Genomic DNA, 19,673 nt, shown 5'->3' on the forward strand with positions numbered 1-19,673 from the left:
TGTGACTGCAGTTTGCTCGCGAACCTTGCAGTCACTGGGTTATTCCCCTTCGGGCCAGCGCAAGCGCTGTTCGCGATGGAGCCGCGTCCCGCGTTCGCGGGAATGACGGGGATGGTAAGGAGCATCAGGATGACTCCGGACTCTCCGGCAGCTCAGGACGGCCCCCTCTCCCTCTGGGAGAGGGCTGGGGTGAGGGTGCTTTTGATCGCGAGCAAGAACTAGGCGTCCCCCTCGCTCCTACGAAAAGCCCTTCGCCAGGCAAAAAAACGGCGCCCGAAGGCGCCGCGAAAGGAAAACCTCAATACTCCGGCGAGTACACCCCATGCCCGCCCTGCCCCGCCAGCAGCTGGCCGATGATCTCGTTGTGCATTGCCAGCAGGCGGCCGTTGCGTTCGTTGAGCAGGCGGCATTCCTCCACCTGCTCGGCCAGCGCCTGCCAGTCGCGTTGCAAGGCCTGGCGGCCGGCGCCGGGGAAGTGTTCGAGCAGGCGCTGCATGCCGGCGCGGCCGATGTCCAGGCCGAAGGCCTGAAGCACCTTGGCGCGGCGTTCGGCGCGTTGGCGCACGGCTTCCACCAGTTCGCCGATGCGGGTATTGCTGCGGGCGATGGCCTCGCTGTCGCGGGCCAGCAGTTGGTCGTGCAGGTCCAGCAGTGCGCTGCGCAGGTACAGGTAGTCCGCGCGGTCGAGGCGGATGTCGGCCTCGATCAGTTGCAGCAGGCGGGCGCGTCTTTCGCTCATGCACCGCCGCCGTGGAAGTCGAGCATGCTGCGCGACAGCGCCTCGGGATCGAGGGAGACTTCGCCGCGGGCCAGGGCGTCGCGGATCGCGGCGACCTTGTCCAGGTCCACTTCCGGCAGCGCGCCCAGGGCTTCCTGGACCTGCTCCAGCGGCAGCGCGCCGCTGCCGGCCGGCGCCTGGGCGGCGGGGCGCGCGGCTTCCTCGCGCTGGCTGCGCTGGGGCGCGGCGCTCTGCACGGGGGCGCCGATGACGGGCTTGAGTTGCCGGGTGATTTCCATGTTCGCGTCCAGAAAAAAGGGGTTCTACCGACCGACAGGCGACCGGCTCGGCGAAGAACTTAAATGCTGCCTCATGCGCCCTGGCTCCGCCACCAGCTCTGCGCCGCCAGGCCGTCCTGGATCTTCTGCTCCTGGCGCGCCAGTTGCGTCTGCCATTGCTCCAGGCGCGATTCGATGACCTGCTCCAGCACCTTCTCGCCGCGCATGGCCTGCAGCAGCTCGCCCTGGATGCGCTCCAGCGTCTGCTCGGCCACTTCCAGCTCGCGCTTCTGCAGGGCCAGCATCCTGAACAGCGTGGCCTTGTACTGCTGCTGGTTGCCGCGCTGCAGCTCGGTGCTGGTGGGCACCACGAAGCCGCACAGGCGCGTCAGGCCGGTGATGTTGTTGCGGTAGCGCTGGCACAGGCCGCGCTGGTAGTTCACCCGGCCGAGCATCTCGCGCACGCGGTTGCTCCGCACGCTGGCCAGGCGGCGCAGGGTGTCGATCTGTTCCTTCATAGCCGCAGGGCCTGTTGCAGGTGTTCGAGGCTGGCGGCCAGGTCGGCGCCTTCGTTGACTTCCTGGCGCAGGAAGCGCTCCAGCGCCGGGGCCAGTTGCACGGCGCGGTCGGTGCGGGCGTCCAGACCGGCAGTGTAGCCGCCCAGGGGAATGAGTTCGCGGATTTTCTCGTAGCTGCCGTGCAGCTCCTTGAACTGCCGCGCCGCGCGCAGGTGCGCCGGCTCGCCGACCTGGGCCATGCAGCGGCTCACCGAGGCACCGATGTCGATCGCCGGGTAGTGGCCGACGTCGGCCAGCCGGCGCGACAGCACGATGTGGCCGTCAAGGATGGCGCGGGCGCTGTCGGCGATCGGGTCCTGCTGGTCGTCGCCCTCGGCCAGCACCGTGTACAGCGCGCTCAGGCTGCCGCTGCCAGCCACGCCGTTGCCGGCGCTTTCCACCAGTTCCGGGAGCATGCCGAACACCGACGGCGGGTAGCCCTTGGTGGCCGGCGGCTCGCCCAGGGCCAGGGCAATCTCGCGCTGGGCCATGGCGTAGCGCGTCAGCGAATCCACCAGCAGCAGCACGTCGCGGCCCTGGTCGCGGAAGTAGGCGGCGATGCTGTGGCACAGCTCGGTGGCCTTCAGGCGCATCAGCGGCGACTCGTTGGCCGGCGCCACCACCACCACGGCCTTGCGCCGGCCTTCCTCGCCGAGGGAGTGCTGGATGAATTCCTGCACTTCGCGGCCACGCTCGCCGATCAAACCGACCACCACCACTTCGGCCTTGGTCTGCCGGGTGATCATGCCCAGCAGCACGCTCTTGCCCACCCCGCTGCCGGCGAACAGGCCGACGCGCTGGCCCTTGCCAAGGGTCAGCAGGGCGTTGATGGCGCGCACGCCGACGTCCAGCGCCTCGGTCACCGGGCGGCGCTTGAGCGGGTTGACCGTGGGCAACTGCGCCGAGAGCGCGTCGCGCCCGCCCAGGCGGCCGCGTTCGTCCAAGGGTTCGCCGAGGCCGTTGACCACCCGCCCCAGCCAGGATTCGTCGATGCGCAGCGCGGCCTGTTCCTCGGCCGGGAACACCCGCGAGCCGGCGGCCAGGCCCACCGGCTTCTTGAACGGCATCAGGTAGGTGGTGTCGCGGTTGAAGCCGACCACCTGGGCGTCCAGCAGGCTGCCGTCGGCCTGTTCCACCAGGCAGCGCTGGCCGGTGGCGCGGCGGCAGCCGAGGCTTTCCAGCAGCAGCCCGGAGACGCGCACCAGGCGCCCGCTGACCTTGGCCAACTGCACCGAGTCCAGCGAGCGCAGGGCCTGGTCGACGTCGAGGCTGAAGCTTTCGCCCAGGGCCATCGTCAGTCGTCGCCCAGCAGGTGTTCGCCGAGCACCTGCATGCAGCTGTCCAGGCGCTGCTGGCAGCCGATGTCGGTTTCTTCCTCGGCGGTGAGCAGGCGGCATTCGCCCAGGGCCAGGCGCTCGTCGGGGACCAGGCGCCAGGCGGCGGCGCGTTCCGGCGCCAGTTCGCGGATGCGCGCGCACTCCTCGGGGTTGAGCAGCAGCTGCACGCTGTCCGGCTGTTCCGGCATAGCCGCCAGGGCCTCGTCGGCCAGGCTCAGCAGTTGCGTGGGGTGCAGCGTCAGCTCGCAGCGGATGACCTGTCGCGCCACTTTCTGCACCAGTTCCAGCAGTTGTTCGCGGCGCTGCGCCTCGAAGGCCTCGGCGAAGCGGCGGAATTCCTCGCACAACTTGTCCAGCGGCTGGGCGGCGGTCTCGAAGACGCGGCGGCCCTCCTCGCGACCTTCCTCGCGCCCCTGGCGCAGGCCTTCCTGGCGGCCCAGGCGCAAGCCCTCTTCATGGCCGGCCTCGCGGCCCTGCTCCAGGCCTTCGCGGTAGCCCTTGTCGCTGCCCTGCTGGTAGCCGTCGGCCACCGCCTTCTGCAGCTCGGCCGGGTCGCCGCCCTGCCATTGCTCCTGCAACGCCCCGCTGCAGCGCGGCGGAAAGCGGTACGGCCGCCAGTCGCGGGCGCCGCCGCGGATCACCTTGACCGTCATGGGCGCCTCACTCCACCGTCTGTTCGCGGAACAGCTGCAACTGGATCTCGCCTTCGGCGGCCAGCTCGCGAACCATCGCCATGATGTCGCGGCGCACTTGCTCGACGCGGCTCAGCGGCACCGGGCCCTGGCGGCGCTTGATGGCGTCCATCTGCTGCGCCTGGCGCTTGGGCATGGCGCCCTGGATGGCCTTGACCAGCGCCGGCTCCGCGCCCTTGAGTGCCACCACCCACTCTTCCAGGGGAATGGCTTCGAGCAGCGCCTGCAGGGTGTCCTGGCTCTGCCGGGAGAGGATGAAGAAGTCGTACATCTCTTCCTCGATGCGCTCCACCAGGCCGGAATCATGGCTGCGCAGCAGCTCGAACATCTGGTTCCGGTCGCCCTTGAAGCGGTTCATGATGTCCGCCGCCTGCTTGATGCCGCGCACCTGCGAGCCCTGGGTGGAGAGCACCGCCAGGCTGCGGTCGATCAGCTGTTCCAGCTCGGCGATGACCTCGCCGCTGACCTCGCTGAGGTTGGCGATGCGGTACAGCAGCTCGTCCTGGCGCTCGGCCGGCAGGCATTCGAGCACCTGGCTGGCCATGGACGGCGGCAGGAAGGCGAGGAACACCGCCTGCATCTGCGCGTGCTCGTTGGCGATGAGGGCGGCGAACTGCTTGGGGTCCAGCCATTCCAGGCGGGCCATGCGGGCGCGGATTTCCTCGCCGTAGATGCTGTCCAGCAGGCTGCGGGTGATGTCGCTGCCCAGGGCCTTGCCGAGCATGCCGGCGAGGTAGCCGCGGGAGGCGCCCTTGATGCTGCTCTGCTCCTTGTAGTCCTCGAAGAAGCGGCCGATCACGTCCGACACCATGGGCAGCTTGACGTTGTTCAGCCGCGCCATGGCCTGGCTGATGCTGATGATTTCCTCGCGGGAGAAGTGCCGCAGCACCCCGGCCGAGGTCTCGTCGCCCATGCTCAGCATGAGGATCGCCGCCTGCTCCATGGAGCTCATGGCGCGCCGGCGCACCGGCACGCGCGCTTCGTCAGCCGACGGGGTTGAGGTCTCGCTCATTGCGCCCTATCCATTGCTTGATCACTTCGGAGACCCGCTCGGGATCGTTCTTGGCGAGCATCTGCAGGTGCTCGATCTGGTGTTCCAGGCCCGAGCCCGGCGCCGGCAGGCGGATTTCCGAGAGCGGGTTGAGTTCGCTGAACACGCCCAGGCCGCGCGGCGCATCGCCCACCCGCGCCAGCAGGCGTTCGCCGTGCTCGTTGCCTAGCAGCGTGCCGGTGCCCTCCTCGCCCGTAGCCGGCGCCGGTTTGCGCTGGGTCAGGCTGCGCACCGCGGGGCGCACCACCAGCAGCAGCAACAGCAGGCTGACCAGGCCGAACACGCCCAGGCGCACCCAGCCCTGCAGCTGGGCGTCGTCCCACCAGCGCACAGGTTCGTCCAGCGGCGCGGCGGCGACGAAGGGCAGCACCGAGAGCGACAGGCTGTCGCCGCGCGCGGCGTTGAAGCCCACCGCGTTCTTCACCGCCTGCTCCAGCTGCTTGCGGGTTTCCTCGCTCCAGCCGCCCTCGGGGGCCGCGGCGGCGTTGATCATCACCGCCACGCTCTGCTGGCGCAGGTTGAAGGGCGCGTGCTTGACGTGGGTGATGTTCTGGTCGTAGTCGAGCTGGCGGTTGGATTCCTTGCGCTGCGAGGTGGCCGCCTTGTCCTGGGTGTTGCTGGCCTGGGCGGCGCCGGCCTGGGCGTTGCCCTGGCCCTGCTGCGGCTCCGGCGGCTTGACCGGCGCGCGGTTGCTCAGCGAGCCGGGCACGCCCAGGGCCAGTTCGTCCAGGGTGCTGTCGTCGCGCAGGGTCTCGCGGCGCAGGCGCGGCGTGTCGCCGTAGCTCTGCAGGGTCTCTTCCTTCTGGCTGAAGTCGATGTCGGCGGCCACGCTGACGCGGTAGTTGCCCGGCCCGACGATGGGCGCCAGCACCTGCTCGACGTTGGCCACCGCCTTTTGCTGGAAGTCGTCCACCAGTTGGCCGTTCTGCTGCGCCCCGCCCCAGGCGGCGAGCCCGCGGGAGAGCAGCACGCCGTGCTGGTCGACTACGCTGACGTTCTCCGGCTGCAGCTGCGGCACGCTGTTGGCCACCAGGTTGACCACCGCCGCCACCTGCTCCGGCTTGGGCCGGAAGCCCGGGGCCAGTTGCAGCATCACCGAGGCCTTGGCCGGCTCGCGCTGGCTGACCACGAAGGAACTCTGCTGGTCGATGGCCAGATGCACGCGGGCCTGCTGCACCCCCTCCATGGCCATCACGGTGCGCGCCAGCTCGCCTTCCAGGCTGCGCTTCAGGCGCACGTCCTGGACGAACTGGCTGGTGCCCAGCGGCTCGTCCTTGTCGAACAGTTCGTAGCCGGCCGGTACCGCGACCTTCACGCCCTTGGCCGCCAGCAGCATGCGCGCCCGCGCCAGCTGGTCGTCGCGCACCAGCACCTGGCCACTCTGCGGGTGCAGGCGGTAGGCGATGCTGTCGGCGTCCAGCACCTGCATCACCTCGGCCGCCGGGTAGGCTTCGCCGGCGCCGTACAGCGGGTGGAAGGCGCCCTGGTCGCGCCACAGGTACCAGGTGCTGCCCAGGGCCAGCAGCGCGGCGCCGCCGGCCAGGCCCAGCAGGCTCAGGCGCGGGTCCAGACGCAGCTTGTCCAGGGGCAGGCGGTCTTTGATCTTCTGCAGCACGGTTCAGCCCTTGTGCGCCGTCACAGCGGCATGTTCATGACTTGGTCGAAGGCGGTGGTGAGCTTGTTGCGCACCTGCAGCAGGGCGCTGAAGGACACGCTGGCCTGCTGGCTCTGGACCATGGCGCCGGCGAGGTCGTCGCTGCGCCCGGCGTCCACTGCGGCCATGGCTTCGCTGGCCTGGTGCTGCTGGGCGTCGACGGCGCGCAGGGCGTCCTCGAAGGCGTTGCCGAAGCCCGGCTCGGCGCCGGGGGCCTCGCTGGCCGGGCGGATGGGCGCCGCCGACAGCGCGCGCAATTGCTGCATCTGCCCGAGCATCTCGCTGCGGGCCTGCTCGATGGGGTTCATGGCGACTCTCGTTTCAGAAGGACAGGTTCACGCCCTGCTCGCGCATGGCGTTGAGGCGGTAGCGCAGGGCCCGCGGCGTCATGCCGAGGCTTTCCGCGGCCTTGGTCTTGTGCCCGCCGAAGCGGCGGATGGTGTCGATCACGTGCTGGTACTCGGCCCACTTGCCGCTGGCGCGCAGGGCCGCCTTGCCGCCCTCGCCCGGCAGCGGCGCCGCCGCGGCCACGCTGGCCAGCTGCTCGGCCGGCGGCGCGAGCCCCAGGTCGCGCGGCTGGATGAACAGCCCGGCGCGCAGCACCAGGGCGCGCTGGATGACGTTCTCCAGCTCGCGCACGTTGCCCGGCCAGTCGTGCGCCAGCAGGGCCTGCCGCGCCGCTTCGGTGAGCAGCTCGGCGTGGCGCTCCTGGGGCGCGTACTGCTGGATGAAGCGCTGCGCCAGGGGCAGGATGTCGTCCTTGCGCTCGCGCAGCGGGCTGATGTGCAGCGGCAGCACGTCGAGGCGGAACATCAGGTCGGCGCGGAAGCGTCCGGCGCTGACTTCTTCCTGCAGGTCGCGGTTGGTGGCGGCGATGACGCGCACGTTCAGGCGGATTTCGCGCTGCCCGCCCAGGCGCTCCACGCGCTGCTCCTGCAGCACGCGCAGGAGCTTGGCCTGCAGGCCCAGGGGCAGTTCGCCGATCTCGTCCAGCAGCAGGGTGCCGCCGTTGGCCTGCTCGAACTTGCCCGGCTGGGCGCTGACCGCGCCGGTGAAGGCGCCGCGCTCGTGGCCGAAGAGAATGGATTCGAGCATCTGCTCGGGGATGGCGGCGCAGTTCACCGCCACGAAGGGCGCCTGCGGCTCGGCGGAGAAGCGGTGGATGTAGCGCGCCATCAGCTCCTTGCCGGTGCCGGTCTCGCCGCTGATCAGGATCGGCGCGCGGGTCTGCGCCACGCGCTGGGCCAGCGCCAGCAGGCGGCGCCCGGCGCGCGACTGCGAGACGAAGCCTTCGCCGGCCACCGCCGCCTGTTCCTGGCGGTGCAGCAGCGCGGCCAGCTGGCTCTCGCTGAAGGGCGCCAGCAGGTAGTCGATGCAGCCCATCTCCAGCAGCTGGGCGGCCATTTCCTGGTCGGCGTATTCCACCACCGGCACCAGGCTCAGCTGCGGCACGCGCTGCAGCAGTTCGCCGATCTGCGGGAAGCTGCGCTGCGGGCGGCGCTCGGCGAAGACGAAGACCGGGCCGCAGGCCGCCAGGTCGATGGCGTCCAGCCCGGCCGCGTTCTTCACCCGCAGCACGTTCCGGCCCAGGCGCGCCAGGCCGTCGTTGAGCAGGTCCAGGCCGATCTCGCCGGCGCCGCCGACGATCACCACCTGTTGCTCCGCCAGGCTGGCTTCTTCATTGCAACTGGCCAATTGACTGAACTGTTTCACTGCAACTTTCCTGCGTCTGGACCGCCCTCGGGACGGCGCTCGGTTATTCCATCGAAGCCATGGCGGCGATGAACTTTCATTTGCCGGCAGGCAGTGGTCGAATGAACTTCCGGCCTCTATAGGAAGGAATTACCGAACACCTTCCCTTTTATTACGAAGGGGACCTTAAGGAATGACTTTTTCCTGTCGCCCTTCAACTGTGCGAGGAAACTTTTCCAGCAGAACCTCGTCACAGGCGCAACGTTAACCAGCGCACACGGCGACCGCCGAGTCAGTTGTCGTCAAATCCGCTCAGGCGCCCGCGAATGACGATCAAAAACCTCATTTGATATCTATTGATTTAACCGCCAGGGCCCGCCTGCCTAGACTTCCGCCCCAATCGCAGGCTCTGCCGCGCGTCGAACCGATGCCCGCGGCGAGCACCCAGGGTTCACCCCGCGCCGCCTCAGGCCGCGCCCCGGCGAACCCCTGCGCAGCCCCACTTCCGGAAGTCGACCCAACCCATGACTGGCCAATCCAAAGTCCACCACGGCGTGCCCTCGGAAAGACTCGTGCGCCTGCAGCCGCACAAGTTGGGCCGGCATTACCACAAGGTTCCGCAATATATTCGCGAGATCGCCCACAAGCATCCGCGCATCATCAGCGATTATTTCCTGCGTAGTTATCGCATCAACCTGGAACTGCAGAAAGTCGAGGTCCAGGAAAGTGCGCCGCGGCCGGCCGAATGCATCTTCCGCTGCCCTTCCGGCAAGGTCGGTTTCGCCATCGACCGCCCGCTGCTGACCGAAGCCCTGGAGTGCTACTACGGCGGCACCTCGCTGCCCAGCCACGACACCCCGCCGATCAGCACCTCCGAGCAGCGCATGCGCAAGCGCCTGGGGGTGGACGTGACCCAGCTGTTCGCCCGCTCGCTGCTGCTGGGCGACACCTTCGGCGAGCTGACACCCCACGACAACGACTACGAGCTGGTGAGCTGGGAGTACGTGGCCGAGTTCCACTTCCTCAGCCACATCACCGGCAGCCAGGCCTCGCTGTTCATCTACCTGGACGCGGAGCTGGCCGACGCGCTCACCACCCGCCTGGCCGGCCCGCCGCCGGCGCGGCTGGGCGGCAGCCCGGCGCAGCATCTATTGCACCTGCCGGTGCGCCTGGACTGCGTCATCGCCGCGCTGCAGATGCCGCTGGCCCAGGCCCTGCAGCTGCGCCCCGGGGACATCCTGCCGGTGCGCCTGCTGGAGCGCTGCGAGGTGCAGGTGAACCAGCAGAAACTCTTCCGCGGCACCCTCTTCGAAGAAGACGGCGGCCTCTTCCTGACCTCCCTCGAGAGCGTGAAAAGCCCATGAGCCAAGTCACCGACAGCGAACTGGACAACCTCCTCAACGACGCCGGCCTGGCCCTGGACGAAGCGCCTGCGGCCGGCCCCGAGGCGCTGGCCGCGCCGCGCCAGGACCTGAGCTTCTTCGGCAAGATCCCGGTGAACCTCACCCTGGAGGTGGCCTCCACCGAGATTTCCCTGAAGGAGCTGATGGAAGTCGACGCCTCCAGCGTCATCGTCCTCGACAAGCTGGCCGGCGAGCCGCTGGACCTGAAGGTCAACGGCGCGCTGTTCGCCAAGGCCGAGGTGGTGGTGATGAACGGCAACTACGGCCTGCGCGTGCTGGAACTGTGCGGCGCCGGCCTGGACGACCTGGCCCGATGAGACGCGCGCGGCACTGGCTAGCCCTGGGCCTGGCGCTGGCCGGCATGCTGCCCGGCGTGGTGCTGGCCGCCGGCGGCGAGATTTCCCTGCTGAGCCTGAACGACACCGGCCACGGCCAGGAACTGAGCGTGAAGCTGCAGATCCTGGTGGTGATGACGCTGCTCGGGCTGCTGCCGGCCATGCTGCTGATGATGACCAGCTTCACCCGCTTCATCATCGTGCTGGCCATCCTGCGCCAGGCCATGGGCCTGCAGCAGAGCCCGCCGAACAACGTGCTGGTGGGCATCGCCCTGTGCATGACGCTGCTGGTCATGCGCCCGGTGTGGAAGGAGGTGTACACCGAGGCCTACGAGCCCTTCCAGGCCGATGCCATCACCCTGGAGGAAGGCCTGGGCAAGGCCAAGGCCAGCCTCAGCCGCTTCATGCTCGCGCAGACCGGCAAGACCTCGCTGGACACCCTGCTGGCCCTGGCCGGCGAGAAGATGCCGGCGGACAAGGCCGACCTGGACTTCTCCCTGCTGCTGCCGGCCTACGTGCTCAGCGAGCTGAAGACCGCCTTCCAGCTCGGATTCATGATCTTCGTGCCCTTCCTGGTCATCGACCTGGTGGTGGCCAGCGTGCTCATGGCCATGGGCATGATGATGCTCTCGCCGATGATGATCTCGCTGCCGTTCAAGCTCATGGTGTTCGTCCTGGTCGACGGCTGGGCGCTGCTGATGGGCACCCTCACCTCCAGCATCCAGCCGTTCTGAGGCCGCCATGCTCACCCCGGAATACGCCGTCGAGATCATCGCCAACGCCGTGCACATCACCGCCATCGTGGTCTGCGTGCTGGTCCTGCCGAGCCTGCTCGGCGGCCTGCTGGTGAGCATCTTCCAGGCCGCCACGCAGATCAACGAGCAGATGCTCAGCTTCCTCCCGCGGCTGCTGATCACCCTGGGCATGCTGGTGTTCGCCGGGCACTGGATCCTGCGCACCCTCAGCGACCTGTTCATCGAAACCTTCAAGCAGGCCGGGCACCTGGTCGGCTAGCCATGCACGCCAACGAGTCGCTGCTGCAGGCCAGCCAGTACCTGCAGGAACTGCAGCGCTACTGGTGGCCGTTCTGCCGGATCATGGCCATGCTCGCCATGGCGCCGCTGCTCAACCACCGCTCGCTGCCGCGCCAGGTGCGCATCCTCCTGGCCATCGGCCTGACCCTCGCGCTGGCCGGCGCCCTGCCCCGCCCGCCGGCCATCGAGGCGCTGTCGGCCGAAGGGCTGCTGGCGGCGCTGGAGCAGATCGCCGTGGGCGCCGTGCTGGGCCTTGCGCTGCAACTGGTGTTCGTGATCTTCAGCCTGGTCGGCGAGGTGGTGTCCACCCAGATGGGCATGGCCATGGCGCGCTACAACGACCCGGTGAACGGCGTGTCCTCGTCCTCGGTGGTCGGCCAGCTGTACTTCCTGCTGCTGGCCCTGCTGTTCCTCGCCAGCGACGGCCACCTGCTGGTGGTCAGCGTGCTCTACCAGAGCTTCCACTACTGGCCGGTGGGCGGCGGCCTGGCCTACGCCGGCTTCGCCACCCTGGCCTACGCCCTGGCCTGGGTGTTCTCCGCGGCCACCCTGATCAGCCTGCCGCTGGCCTTCTGCATGTTCCTCGTGCAGTTCTGCTTCGGCCTGCTCAACCGCATCTCGGCGGCGATGAACCTGTTCTCCCTGGGCTTCCCCATGGCCATCCTCACCGGCCTTGCGTGCATCCGCCTGACCCTGCCGGGCCTGCCCGACACCTACCTGCAGCTGACCCGCGCGCTGCTGGACAACCTCGGCCAGCTGCTGCGAGGCACCGGCCATGGCTGAACAGGGCGGCTCCCAGGAAAAGACCGAAGAGGCCAGCGAGCACAAGCTGCGCCAGAGCCGGCAGAAAGGCCAGGTGCCGCGCTCCAAGGACCTGGCCGGCACCGTGGCGCTGCTCTGCACCCTGCTGGTGCTCAAGGCCTGCGTCGGGCGCTTCTTCGACGGCCTGGCCGACAGCTTCCGCTTCGCCTACCTGGACCTGCACCGCAGCGAGGTGGGCCTGGACGACCTGGCGCTGATCCTCGGCCAGCACATCTGGCTGATGGTCCAGCTGCTGCTGCCGCTGCTGCTCACCCCGCTGCTGGTGGTGGCCTTCGGCATGGTCCCCGGCGGCTGGATATTCGCCTCGGCCAACCTGGCGTTCAAGGCCAGCAAGCTCAACCCCATCACGGGTCTTGCGCGGATGTTCTCGCTGCAGAACCTCACCGAGCTGCTCAAGTCGCTGCTGAAGATGGCGGTGCTGCTGGGCGTGGCCTGGTACCTGCTGCTGGACGCCCTGCCGCAGCTCATCGCCCTGCAGCGCAGCGACATCCGCAGCGCCATCGGCGGCGCCCTGGGCCTGCTGTTCGACACCCTGATCGGCCTGCTGGCGGTGTTCGTGTTCTTCGCCCTGCTGGACATCCCGCTGCAGCGCTTCCTGTTCCGCAAGCGCATGCGCATGACCAAGCAGGAGCGCCGCGAGGAGCACAAGACCCAGGAAGGCCGCCCGGAAGTGAAGGCGCGCATCCGCCAGGTACAGCGCCAACTGCTGCAGCGCCAGATCAACCGCGTGCTGCCCAGGGCCGACGTGGTGCTGACCAACCCGACGCACTTCGCCGTGGCGCTCAAGTACGACCCGCAGAAGGCCCAGGCGCCCTACGTGCTGGCCCGCGGCATGGACGACATGGCCCTGTACATCCGCCAGATGGCCGCCAAGCACAATCTTGAAGTGCTGGAGGTGCCGCCGCTGACCCGCGCCATCTACTTCAGCACCCAGGTCAACCAGCAGATTCCGGCCGGGCTGTACACCGCCGTGGCCCACGTCCTCACCTACATCCTGCAGCTGCGCGCCTACCGCCAGGGGCGCCGGCTGCGCAAGCCGGAACTGGCCAAGAACCTCCCCATCCCCGACAGCCTGGCAAGCAGAGGCCAACCATGAACTTCCTCGAGCAGCTCCTGCCGACACTGCGCAGCGGGCGGATCGGCATCCCGCTGGTCATCCTCTCCATCCTCGCGATGATCATCCTGCCGCTGCCGCCGCTGCTGCTGGACGTGCTCTTCACCTTCAACATCGGCATCGCCCTGCTGGTGCTGATGGTCAGCGTGTCCTCGCGCAGCCCGCTGGACTTCTCGCTGCTGCCCACGGTGGTGCTGGTCACCACCCTGCTGCGGCTGTCGCTGAACGTGGCCTCCTCGCGGGTGGTGCTGCTCGACGGGCACACCGGCTCGGCGGCCGCCGGCAAGGTGATCGAGGCCTTCGGCCACGTGGTCATCGGCGGCAACTTCATCGTCGGCCTGATCGTCTTCGTGATCCTCACCATCATCAACTTCATGGTCATCACCAAGGGCGGCGAGCGCATCTCCGAAGTCACCGCGCGCTTCACCCTGGACGCCCTGCCGGGCAAGCAGATGTCCATCGACGCCGACCTCAACGCCGGCCTGATCGACCAGGCCGAGGCCAAGAAGCGCCGCGCCGAGGTGTCCAAGGAGGCCGACTTCTACGGGGCCATGGACGGCGCCAGCAAGTTCGTCCGCGGCGACGCCATCGCCGGCATCCTGATCCTGCTGATCAACCTGTTCGGCGGCGTGGCCATCGGCGTATTCGTCTACGCCATGGCCGGCGCCGACGCCTTCCGCCAGTACGCCCTGCTGACCATCGGCGACGGCCTGGCGGCGCAGATCCCGGCGCTGCTGCTGTCCACCGCGGCAGCGATCATCATCACGCGGGTCAACGAGTCGGCGGAGATCACCGCGCTGGTGCGCCGGCAGATGCTCGCCTCGCCCTCGCTGCTGTACACGGTGGCGGGCATCGTTACGGTGCTGGCGATAGTCCCCGGCATGCCGCACCTGGCGTTCCTCAGCTTCGCCGCGCTGATCGCCTTCGTCGCCTGGCGCGTGTCCCTGGCCGAGCCGCCGGGCGAGGCGCAGAGCCTGGAGCAGGTCGAGGCCATCGGCAAGGCCATGGACCAGGAACGCGCCCAGCAGCTGGGCTGGGAAGACATCCCGCTGGTGGAGCGGCTGTCCATCTCCCTGGGCTACAAGCTGGTCGGGCTGGTCAACGAAGCCGGCGGCGCCCCCCTGGTGCAGCGCGTGCGCGGGGTGCGCCAGACGCTGTCGGAGAGCCTGGGCTTCCTGCTGCCGGAAATCCACATCCGCGACAGCCTGCGGCTGAAGGCCTCGCAGTACGCCATCCACATCAGCGGCGAGCGCATCGACGGCGCCGAGCTGCACGCCGACCGCCTGATGGCCATTCCCTCGGCGGAAACCTACGGCGAGGTCGACGGCATTCTCGGCCACGACCCGGCCTACCTGATGCCGGTGGTGTGGATCCGCCCGGAGGACAAGCCTCGCGCGCTCAACCTCGGCTACCAGGTGATCGACTGCGCCAGCGTCATCGCCACCCACCTGAACAAGGTGATCCGCGAACACCTGCCGGACATCTTCAAGCACGACGACATCGAGCACCTGATGCAGCGCCTGGCGGCCCAGGCGCCGAAGCTCGCCGAGCACCTGCGCGCGCAGCTGAGCTTCAGCCTGCAGCACCGGGTGTACCGCCAACTGCTGCAGGAACAGGTGCCGCTGCGCGACCTGGTGAGCATCGCCACCACCCTGGTGGAGGCCGCCGAGACCACCAAGGACCCAGTGCTGCTGGCCTCCGACGTGCGCTACGCGCTGCGCCGCAGCATCGTCTCGGGCATCGCCGGTGAGCGCAGCGAGCTGTCGGTGTTCATCCTCGACAACAACCTGGAGAACACCCTGCTCAGCGCCCTGGCCATCGCCCAGCAGGCCGGCCCGGTGAGCCTGGACAACATCCCGGTGGAGCCCAACCTGCTCAACCAGTTGCAGAACACCATGCCGGTGGTGAAGGAGAAGCTGCGCAAGGAAGGCCACCCGCCGATCCTCACCGTGATGCCGCAGCTGCGCCCGCTGCTGGCGCGTTATGCAAGGGTCTTCAGCCCGGGGCTGCACGTGCTGTCGCAGAACGAGATACCCGAGCGGGTCGCGGTGAACGTCCTCGGCACCCTCGGCTGATCAGTTGGGCGTGGCGCTGCGGCGCCCGGCGCGCAGCTCGGTCATCAGCTCGTTGAAGGAAACCGAAGGCTGCTCCAGCGCAAGGCCAGCCTCGTACCGGCCGGTCTGGGCGTTCTCCCCCGACCACACGCAACGCACCTTCACCTGCGCCTCGCGCATGCGCTCCTCGCGGTCGCGCATGCGCAGGCGCAGCTCCAACTGGCTGTCCGGCGCCAGCAGCACGTCGCAGCGGATCTTCAGGCCGCTTTCGGACAGGTCGGCGACATAGCCGAGCAGCTCGCCGCCGGCGTCGAGCACGCGGATGCGGAACATGGAGCGGAATACGATACGGTTGTGCTGGCGCATACCCGACCTCGTCGTGCGGGGGATTTGAAATGCAGGGCGACCGGGGGGCGGGAAACCTTAAGGCCTACGTTGAAACCGGGAGCGAGCTTGCTCGCGAACAGCGGTGCCAAGCCTGGCTCCGGAGCAGGGCCGAAGTCCGTAACCCTCTCCCCAGCCCTCGGCTGCGCGCCCCGCCCTGAAGGGAGAGGGGGCTAGTCCGTGCCGAGAGAAGGAATGGTTTCAGCCGGAAACCTTCGGTGTTGCCGGCTGACTCCAGAACACCCAGCCCTGCCCAACGGTCCCCTCTCCCTTCAGGGAGAGGGTTAGGGAGAGGGAGCGGAGTCAACCCCAGGCGATGTAGCGACAGGGAGACGCCATTCGCGAGCAAGCTCGCTCCTACGAAAAGCCCGAAAGCCCAACCCGCCACCAACAAATCCCCCCACCCATCCCCCACCGATTGCCAATCCCCATCCCACCTGATATCTGTATAAAGATACAGCCCCTGCCCTCGCCCATGCCCTTCCAGACCGATCCGCGCTTCTACTACCTGGCCAACTTCCACCGCGCCCTCGGCTGGCTGGAAGAACGCTACGACGACCTCTTCGACACCGCCGAGCGCGCCTTCCTCCGCGACTTTCAGGCCATGCCGCTGGAGGCCCGCGCCCTGCTGGTGCGGCTGATCATGCGCAAGGGCCCGCACTTTCGCGCCAGCAAGCTGGACTACGCCGAGATCGGCTGCCCGCGCCGGGCCGCCGCGCCGCTGCTGGAGGCCGGCTGGCTGGATGGCGGCGCCGCGCTGGGCCTGGAGGAACTCTTCGGCCTGCTGCGCAAGGACGAAATCCTCGACTGCTTCGGCGCCCAGCTGTCCAGCCGCCAGTTGCGCAAGCCGGAGCTGCTGGCCGAACTGGCCGAGGCCGAACCCGCACCGCGCACCTTCGCTGCCTGGTGCCCGCAGCTGGACGAGGCGGTCTACAGCCTGGCCATCGCGCCCCAGGTGGAGCGCCTGCGCCTGATGTTCTTCGGCAACCTGTACCAGGACTGGACCGAATTCGTCCTCACCGACCTGGGCATCCTGCGCTACGAAACCGTCCCGCTGACCCGCGAATCCCGCGGCTTCGCCAGCCGCGAGGAGATAGACGCGCACCTGTTCCTGCAACGATGCCGCGAAGCCTTCGACCTGGGCGCCGCGGCCCAGGAACTGCTGCCGCTGATCGCCAGCGTCGACTGCGGCACCGCGCAACTGCAGCGCCGCCGCGGGCGCGTGCTGTTCCACATCGGCCAGCAACTGGAGCGCGAGGCCGACTGGGAAGGCGCCCTGCAAGTCTATGCCGCCAGCGAGCACGCCAGCGCCCGCCAGCGCCAGGTACGCGTGCTGGAGCGCCTGGAGCGCCATGCCGAAGCCTACGACCTGGCCCTGCAAGCCGCGGCCCGACCCCAGGACGCCGCCGAGGCGCAGCTGATCGAGCGCGCCCTGGTGCGCCTGCGCCGCCAGCTCGGCCACGCCCAGCCGGCGAAGGCCAAGGCCGCGCCGCCGCCACGCATCGACCTGGAGCTGGAGCCGCAGCCCGGCCTGAGTGTCGAGCAGTGCGTGCAGCTGCACCTGGCCCGCCCCGAAGCGCCGGTGCACTACGTGGAGAACACCCTGGTCCTCGGCCTGTTCGGTCTGCTCTGCTGGGAAGCCGTCTTCACCCCGCTGCCCGGCGCCTTCTTCCACCCCTTCCACGCCGGCCCCGCGGACCTCTACGACAGCCAGTTCCGCGCCCGCCGCGCCGAGCTGTTCGAAGCACGCCTGGCGCTGCTGGACAGCAACGCCTACGCCGACGAAATGCGCCGCATCCACCGCCAGAAGCAGGGCCTGCAATCGCCCTTCGTATTCTGGGAGCTGCTGGACGAAAGCCTGCTGGAACAGGCCCTGGCCTGCCTGCCGGCGGCGCACCTGAAGGCCTGGTTCGGCCGCCTGCTGCAGGACCTGCAGGCCAACCGCGCCGGCATGCCCGACCTGATCCAGTTCTACCCCGCCGAGCGCGGCTACCGGATGATCGAGGTGAAGGGCCCCGGCGACCGCCTGCAGGACAACCAGAAGCGCTGGCTGGCCTTCTGCGCCGAGCACGGCATGCCGGTGGAGGTCTGCTACGTGACCTGGGCCGGGGAGCCGGCCGCATGAACTACCAGGTCGCGGTGCGCGCCCTCTGCGAATTCACCGCCAAGGTCGGCGACCTCGACCTGCGCTTCACCCCCTCGCCCAGCGCCCAGGAAGGCATGGCCGGCCACGCCACCGTGGTCGGCCGCCGCGGCCCCGGCTACCTCGCCGAGCTGCCGCTGGCCGGCGCCTACCGCAACCTGCTGGTGCGCGGCCGCGCCGACGGCTACGACCCGGCGCGCAACTGCCTGGAAGAGATCAAGACGCACCGCGGCGACATCTCGCGCATCCCCGACAACCACCGCCAGTTGCACTGGGCCCAGGCCAAGGTCTACGGCTGGCTGCTCTGCGCCCTGCAGGACCTGGAGGCAATCGACCTGGCAGTCGTCTACTTCAACGTCATGACGCAGAAGGAAACGGTGTTCCAGGAAAGCTTCAGCGCCGACGAGCTGCACGCCTTCTTCGAGGAGCACTGCCAGCGCTTCGTGGTCTGGGCCGAACGCGAGATGGCCCACCGCGCGGCCCGCGATGGCGCCCTGGAAAGCCTGCGCTTCCCCTGGCCGCAGTTCCGCCACGGCCAGCGCCAGCTCGCCGAGGCGGTGTACCGCGCCGCTCGCGACGGCCGCCACCTGATGGCCCAGGCCACCACCGGCATCGGCAAGACCCTCGGCACCCTGTTCCCGCAGCTCAAGGCCATGCCCGGCCAGGGCCTGGACCGGTTGTTCTTCCTCAGCGCCAAGACCCCCGGCCGGCGCCTGGCCCTGGAAGCCCTGGCCAGCCTGCGCCAGGACGAGCCCGAACTGCCGCTGCGGGTGCTGGAGCACGTGGCCCGCGACAAGGCCTGCGAACACCCGGACAAGGCCTGCCACGGCGACTCCTGCCCGCTGGCCAAGGGCTTCTACGACCGCCTGCCGGCCGCGCGCCTGGCCGCCCTCGACGGCGCCTGGCTGGATCAGGCGCGGGTCCGCGAGGTGGCCCGCGAGCACGGCATCTGCCCCTACTACCTGAGCCAGGAACTGAGCCGCTGGGCCGACGTGGTGGTGTGCGACTACAACTACTACTTCGACATGAGCGCCCTGCTCTACGCCCTCACCGCGCTCAACGAATGGAAGGTGGCGCTGCTGGTGGACGAGGCCCACAACCTGGTGGAGCGCGGGCGCAAGATGTACACCGGCGAGCTGGACCAGGCCGACTTCCAGGACCTGCGCCGCATCGCCCCGGCCAAGCTCAAGGGCGCGCTGGAACGCGTCGGCCGCCACTGGAACCAGCTGCACCGCGACCAGGAGCTGGAATACCAGGTCTACCCGCTGGCCCCGGAGCTGTTCATTCTCGCGCTGCAGAAGGCGGTGACCGCCATCACCGACCACCTCAGCGAGCAGCCCGACGGCAATAGCCTTGAGCTGCTGAGCTTCTACCTCGACGCCATGGCCTTCTGCCGCCTGGCCGAGGCCTTCGGCGAGCACTCGCTGTTCGACATCACCCGCCGCCAGACCGAAAGCGGCCGGGTCTACTCCACCCTGTGCCTGCGCAACGTCATCCCCGCGCCCTTCCTCGCCCCGCGCTTCGAGGAAGCGCACAGCTGCACGCTGTTCTCCGCCACCCTGACGCCGGCGCACTACTACCGCGACCTGCTGGGCCTGCCCGAGGACACCGCCTGGATCGACGTGGAATCGCCGTTCCGCGCCGAGCAGCTGGAAGTGCAGGTGGTGCGCAACCTATCCACCCGCTATCAGCACCGCGCCCAGTCGGTGCGGCCGATCTGCGAGCTGATGGCGCGCCAGTACCGCGAACGGCCGGGCAACTACCTGGCCTTCTTCAGCAGCTACGCCTACCTGGAGCAGGTGCGCGAACGCTTCGTCCGCGACGAGCCGGGCGTGCCGGTCTGGGTGCAGGCGCGCAACATGGACGAGAGCGAGCGCGAGGGCTTTCTCGAACAGTTCCGCAACGGCGGCCGCGGCATCGGCTTCGCGGTGCTCGGCGGCGCCTTCGGCGAAGGCATCGACCTGCCCGGCGACCGCCTGATCGGCGCCTTCGTCGCCACCCTGGGGCTGCCCCAGGTGAACACGGTGAACGAGGAAATCCGCCAGCGCATGCATAACCAGTTCGGCGACGGCTACGACTACACCTACCTCTACCCCGGCCTGCAGAAGGTGGTGCAGGCGGCCGGCCGGGTGATCCGCACCCAGCAGGACGAAGGCGTGGTCTGGCTGATCGACGACCGCTTCGGCCGCAGCGAAGTGCGCCAATTGCTGCCGCGCTGGTGGACAGTGCGCAGCTGCCGCCTGGCCCTGCCACCGCCGGAACCGGAGGCGGAAAACAGCGCGCCACGCAAGGCGCCCGTGCCGCCGGCCCGCCAGCGCCCGGCACGGCCGAAGCCGGAGCAGGCCCAGGGCGAGTTGGGCTTCAATGATTTCTAGATCGAATCACTGAAACAATCCCCCATATCT

At 68.9% G+C, this 19,673-nt stretch carries 19 protein-coding genes; 9 read left to right on the forward strand and 10 right to left on the reverse strand.

The annotated features are described in order from the left end of the window. Window positions 1–298: 298 nt before the first annotated feature. From flgN to FG99_RS19075, 9 genes are all read right to left on the reverse strand, one after another. Window positions 299–739: a flagellar protein FlgN gene (gene flgN / locus FG99_RS19035; protein ID WP_009622773.1), complete on the reverse strand. Its 441-nt coding sequence runs from the start codon at window positions 737–739 to the stop codon at window positions 299–301. Continuing rightward, entirely contained in the window at window positions 736–1,017 is a 282-nt protein-coding gene (gene flgM, locus FG99_RS19040; RefSeq protein WP_043271848.1) for a flagellar biosynthesis anti-sigma factor FlgM, read from the reverse strand. Before flgM ends, flgN begins: the two co-directional genes overlap by 4 nt. Before the next feature lie 71 nt (window positions 1,018–1,088). After that, window positions 1,089–1,514, reverse strand: a complete 426-nt coding sequence (locus FG99_RS19045) for a flagellar FliJ family protein (RefSeq protein ID WP_009622775.1) — start codon at window positions 1,512–1,514, stop codon at window positions 1,089–1,091. After that, the gene (fliI, locus tag FG99_RS19050) at window positions 1,511–2,845 is read right to left on the reverse strand and encodes a flagellar protein export ATPase FliI (protein ID WP_043271849.1); all 1,335 of its coding nucleotides are present in this window, start codon (window positions 2,843–2,845) and stop codon (window positions 1,511–1,513) included. Before fliI ends, FG99_RS19045 begins: the two co-directional genes overlap by 4 nt. Window positions 2,846–2,847: 2 nt before the next feature. Then, complete coding sequence (gene fliH / locus FG99_RS19055; protein WP_043271850.1) at window positions 2,848–3,543, reverse strand: flagellar assembly protein FliH; 696 nt, start codon at window positions 3,541–3,543, stop codon at window positions 2,848–2,850. Between the two features lie 7 nt (window positions 3,544–3,550). Then, window positions 3,551–4,594: a FliG C-terminal domain-containing protein gene (locus FG99_RS19060; protein ID WP_009622780.1), complete on the reverse strand. Its 1,044-nt coding sequence runs from the start codon at window positions 4,592–4,594 to the stop codon at window positions 3,551–3,553. After that, complete coding sequence (gene fliF / locus FG99_RS19065; RefSeq protein ID WP_043271851.1) at window positions 4,566–6,248, reverse strand: flagellar basal-body MS-ring/collar protein FliF; 1,683 nt, start codon at window positions 6,246–6,248, stop codon at window positions 4,566–4,568. Before fliF ends, FG99_RS19060 begins: the two co-directional genes overlap by 29 nt. Before the next feature lie 20 nt (window positions 6,249–6,268). After that, on the reverse strand, window positions 6,269–6,595 hold the full coding sequence (locus tag FG99_RS19070; protein WP_043271852.1) for a flagellar hook-basal body complex protein FliE: 327 nt from the start codon (window positions 6,593–6,595) through the stop codon (window positions 6,269–6,271). A 13-nt stretch (window positions 6,596–6,608) separates the two neighbouring features. Continuing rightward, complete coding sequence (locus tag FG99_RS19075; RefSeq protein WP_043271853.1) at window positions 6,609–8,000, reverse strand: sigma-54 dependent transcriptional regulator; 1,392 nt, start codon at window positions 7,998–8,000, stop codon at window positions 6,609–6,611. A gap of 503 nt (window positions 8,001–8,503) precedes the next feature. Between FG99_RS19075 and FG99_RS19080 the strand changes: the two genes are divergently transcribed. Genes FG99_RS19080 through FG99_RS19110 form a run of 7 tightly spaced genes read left to right on the forward strand, consistent with a single transcriptional unit; the run spans window position 8,504 to window position 14,762 of the window. Then, on the forward strand, window positions 8,504–9,343 hold the full coding sequence (locus FG99_RS19080; RefSeq protein ID WP_009622787.1) for a FliM/FliN family flagellar motor switch protein: 840 nt from the start codon (window positions 8,504–8,506) through the stop codon (window positions 9,341–9,343). Continuing rightward, window positions 9,340–9,699 carry a flagellar motor switch protein FliN gene (locus FG99_RS19085; protein WP_043271854.1) on the forward strand — a complete coding sequence of 120 codons (360 nt, stop codon included), beginning with the start codon at window positions 9,340–9,342 and terminating at the stop codon, window positions 9,697–9,699. Before FG99_RS19080 ends, FG99_RS19085 begins: the two co-directional genes overlap by 4 nt. Further along, window positions 9,696–10,451, forward strand: coding sequence for a flagellar type III secretion system pore protein FliP (gene fliP / locus FG99_RS19090; RefSeq protein ID WP_043271855.1), 756 nt, complete (start codon window positions 9,696–9,698; stop codon window positions 10,449–10,451). The genes FG99_RS19085 and fliP overlap by 4 nt, the downstream gene beginning before the upstream one ends. A 7-nt stretch (window positions 10,452–10,458) precedes the next feature. Continuing rightward, the gene (locus FG99_RS19095; RefSeq protein WP_009622793.1) at window positions 10,459–10,731 is read left to right on the forward strand and encodes a flagellar biosynthetic protein FliQ; all 273 of its coding nucleotides are present in this window, start codon (window positions 10,459–10,461) and stop codon (window positions 10,729–10,731) included. 2 nt (window positions 10,732–10,733) lie between these two features. Then, a complete protein-coding gene (fliR, locus tag FG99_RS19100) occupies window positions 10,734–11,534 on the forward strand; it encodes a flagellar biosynthetic protein FliR (protein ID WP_043271856.1) in 801 nt (266 codons plus the stop codon). Next, window positions 11,527–12,669: a flagellar type III secretion system protein FlhB gene (flhB, locus tag FG99_RS19105; RefSeq protein WP_043271857.1), complete on the forward strand. Its 1,143-nt coding sequence runs from the start codon at window positions 11,527–11,529 to the stop codon at window positions 12,667–12,669. Before fliR ends, flhB begins: the two co-directional genes overlap by 8 nt. After that, entirely contained in the window at window positions 12,666–14,762 is a 2,097-nt protein-coding gene (locus tag FG99_RS19110; RefSeq protein WP_043271858.1) for a flagellar biosynthesis protein FlhA, read from the forward strand. Before flhB ends, FG99_RS19110 begins: the two co-directional genes overlap by 4 nt. Here the strand turns inward: FG99_RS19110 and FG99_RS19115 are convergent, their stop codons facing one another. Beyond that, the gene (locus FG99_RS19115) at window positions 14,763–15,107 is read right to left on the reverse strand and encodes a PilZ domain-containing protein (RefSeq protein WP_043271859.1); all 345 of its coding nucleotides are present in this window, start codon (window positions 15,105–15,107) and stop codon (window positions 14,763–14,765) included. Between the two features lie 493 nt (window positions 15,108–15,600). Between FG99_RS19115 and FG99_RS19120 the strand changes: the two genes are divergently transcribed. Continuing rightward, entirely contained in the window at window positions 15,601–17,250 is a 1,650-nt protein-coding gene (locus FG99_RS19120; protein ID WP_043271860.1) for a VRR-NUC domain-containing protein, read from the forward strand. Beyond that, a complete protein-coding gene (locus FG99_RS19125) occupies window positions 17,247–19,643 on the forward strand; it encodes an ATP-dependent DNA helicase (RefSeq protein ID WP_043271861.1) in 2,397 nt (798 codons plus the stop codon). The genes FG99_RS19120 and FG99_RS19125 overlap by 4 nt, the downstream gene beginning before the upstream one ends. Window positions 19,644–19,673 lie beyond the last annotated feature (30 nt).

It is taken from the genome of Pseudomonas sp. AAC (assembly GCF_000725445.1).
Lineage (GTDB): Bacteria > Pseudomonadota > Gammaproteobacteria > Pseudomonadales > Pseudomonadaceae > Pseudomonas > Pseudomonas citronellolis.

Bases quoted from the DNA above. Each gene is read 5' to 3' on its own strand.
- FG99_RS19120 (WP_043271860.1), top strand. From the start codon at position 15,601: ATGCCCTTCCAGACCGATCCGCGCTTCTACTACCTGGCCAACTTCCAC.
- flgN (WP_009622773.1), bottom strand. From the start codon at position 739: ATGAGCGAAAGACGCGCCCGCCTGCTGCAACTGATCGAGGCCGACATC.
- fliH (WP_043271850.1), bottom strand. From the start codon at position 3,543: ATGACGGTCAAGGTGATCCGCGGCGGCGCCCGCGACTGGCGGCCGTAC.
- fliR (WP_043271856.1), top strand. From the start codon at position 10,734: ATGCACGCCAACGAGTCGCTGCTGCAGGCCAGCCAGTACCTGCAGGAA.
- FG99_RS19125 (WP_043271861.1), top strand. From the start codon at position 17,247: ATGAACTACCAGGTCGCGGTGCGCGCCCTCTGCGAATTCACCGCCAAG.
- FG99_RS19060 (WP_009622780.1), bottom strand. From the start codon at position 4,594: ATGAGCGAGACCTCAACCCCGTCGGCTGACGAAGCGCGCGTGCCGGTG.
- FG99_RS19110 (WP_043271858.1), top strand. From the start codon at position 12,666: ATGAACTTCCTCGAGCAGCTCCTGCCGACACTGCGCAGCGGGCGGATC.
- FG99_RS19095 (WP_009622793.1), top strand. From the start codon at position 10,459: ATGCTCACCCCGGAATACGCCGTCGAGATCATCGCCAACGCCGTGCAC.
- FG99_RS19045 (WP_009622775.1), bottom strand. From the start codon at position 1,514: ATGAAGGAACAGATCGACACCCTGCGCCGCCTGGCCAGCGTGCGGAGC.
- flhB (WP_043271857.1), top strand. From the start codon at position 11,527: ATGGCTGAACAGGGCGGCTCCCAGGAAAAGACCGAAGAGGCCAGCGAG.
- FG99_RS19115 (WP_043271859.1), bottom strand. From the start codon at position 15,107: ATGCGCCAGCACAACCGTATCGTATTCCGCTCCATGTTCCGCATCCGC.
- FG99_RS19080 (WP_009622787.1), top strand. From the start codon at position 8,504: ATGACTGGCCAATCCAAAGTCCACCACGGCGTGCCCTCGGAAAGACTC.
- fliI (WP_043271849.1), bottom strand. From the start codon at position 2,845: ATGGCCCTGGGCGAAAGCTTCAGCCTCGACGTCGACCAGGCCCTGCGC.
- fliP (WP_043271855.1), top strand. From the start codon at position 9,696: ATGAGACGCGCGCGGCACTGGCTAGCCCTGGGCCTGGCGCTGGCCGGC.
- FG99_RS19085 (WP_043271854.1), top strand. From the start codon at position 9,340: ATGAGCCAAGTCACCGACAGCGAACTGGACAACCTCCTCAACGACGCC.
- FG99_RS19070 (WP_043271852.1), bottom strand. From the start codon at position 6,595: ATGAACCCCATCGAGCAGGCCCGCAGCGAGATGCTCGGGCAGATGCAG.
- flgM (WP_043271848.1), bottom strand. From the start codon at position 1,017: ATGGAAATCACCCGGCAACTCAAGCCCGTCATCGGCGCCCCCGTGCAG.